This is a genomic window from Bartonella sp. EBT8, from assembly GCF_055796165.1.
This window is the reverse complement of record NZ_JBTTDJ010000070.1, coordinates 1-1,420: the sequence shown is the minus strand read 5'-3', so window position 1 is coordinate 1,420 and position 1,420 is coordinate 1. Positions and strand designations below refer to the sequence as shown.

Genomic DNA, 1,420 nt, shown 5'->3' with positions numbered 1-1,420 from the left:
CGGTTAATTTTTAAGGTATGGAGATGGATATATATGCAAAAAGTGCAACTGTCAACATAAAAATGTAAAAAGTGCATATTTATGTTAGGTGTGTTTTTTTTATGCACTATTCCAAAAAGTTATGGAGATTAAATATGCAAACAGTAAAAGAAGGCAAAAATATTTTAGAAGGATTTTCTCAAAAAGAAAAAGAAACTATTACTTATCTTTTGATTGCTTTAAAAACTCAATATATAAAACCACCCGTTTTTTATTCTCTTCAGAAAGATCACGATAAAAATTCATAAATTCTTGATCAACATCAGTAAAAAAATTTGGGGGGGGTTCATTAAAAAATTCAGAGATTTTTACTAATTCTCCAATACTTATACTTCTTGATTTTCCATTTTTGTAAGGATTAATCATTCTGCTTATAGTGGATTGATGAATTCCTAAATGGGCAGCTAATTCTAGTTGAGCACCGTGTCCGCGCTCTTCTAGCTTTTTTTCTAGCCATTGTTGGATACTTTTTTCAATATCATTACTCATAATCTAAGTATTATCCCTAAAAATATAAAAAATGCAAAAATGTAAAAGGTGCATTTTTTGTTGACATATGTAAAAAGTGCAATTATTTATCGCGTCGTTATGGAGATAGATATGCCTTCGAGATTAGTCGTAAAATATTTAGGTGGTTTCAAAATAGTAGCAAGCATAGTTCAAAGGGATGTGTCTTCTGTTTATAGATGGCGTGATTTGATACCAGCAAAGCATCAGCAAAAAATATTAGAGTATGCATATGATCATGGCATAGATTTACGCCCTGAAGATTTTTTTTATCCTGAACGCTTGCAGTTATTAATGCAAGAGAAACATCCCCCCTCAATGAGTGAATTTGTAAAAAGTTCCAGTGTTCATGGCACTCGTGAACATGGCGACCCTTTGCAGTCATAAGGAGATGATGATGGCTGTAGAAAGGAAATATAGATTTACTAATGAAACAATTGAAGTTGGAGGTCGAACTCTTCATCGTATTAGAGCGATGAGGGATTTTGGGGATGTTAAGGCAGGGGATTTGGGTGGTTTTATAGAAAAAGAACAAAACCTAAAGAGCTATGGCGATTGCTGGGTCGGAGGCGATGCTAAGGTTTATGGAAGTGCTGTGGTTTGTGACTCCTCCAAGGTTTATGGCAATGCAAAGGTTTATGGAAATTCTGTAATTTGTGGTGATACCCATGTTTATGGCAATGCAAAAGTGACTGGCGATGCTGAGGTTTGTGGCGATGTACGGGTTTATGATGATGCCTTTATTGATGGCAATGCACGAGTTTACGGTAATGCCAAGGTTTATGGCAATGCAAAGGTTTATGGAAATGCCGTGGTTTGTAACTATGAATGTTTTTGCGATAACGAAGAAGTTTACATGCGTAAACGCGTTTCG

The 1,420-nt window shown here is 35.1% G+C and carries 3 protein-coding genes; 2 read left to right on the top strand and 1 reads right to left on the bottom strand.

From position 1 onward, the window contains the following. Window positions 1-198: 198 nt before the first annotated feature. Complete coding sequence (locus AC0QT4_RS09100; RefSeq protein WP_473201345.1) at window positions 199-528, bottom strand: helix-turn-helix domain-containing protein; 330 nt, start codon at window positions 526-528, stop codon at window positions 199-201. Between the two features lie 111 nt (window positions 529-639). Between AC0QT4_RS09100 and AC0QT4_RS09095 the strand changes: the two genes are divergently transcribed. Next, on the top strand, window positions 640-933 hold the full coding sequence (locus AC0QT4_RS09095) for a hypothetical protein (RefSeq protein ID WP_473201344.1): 294 nt from the start codon (window positions 640-642) through the stop codon (window positions 931-933). Then, window positions 911-1,420: LbetaH domain-containing protein (locus AC0QT4_RS09090; protein ID WP_473201343.1), on the top strand; the 510-nt coding region annotated here is incomplete at its 3' end. The genes AC0QT4_RS09095 and AC0QT4_RS09090, both read left to right, overlap by 23 nt.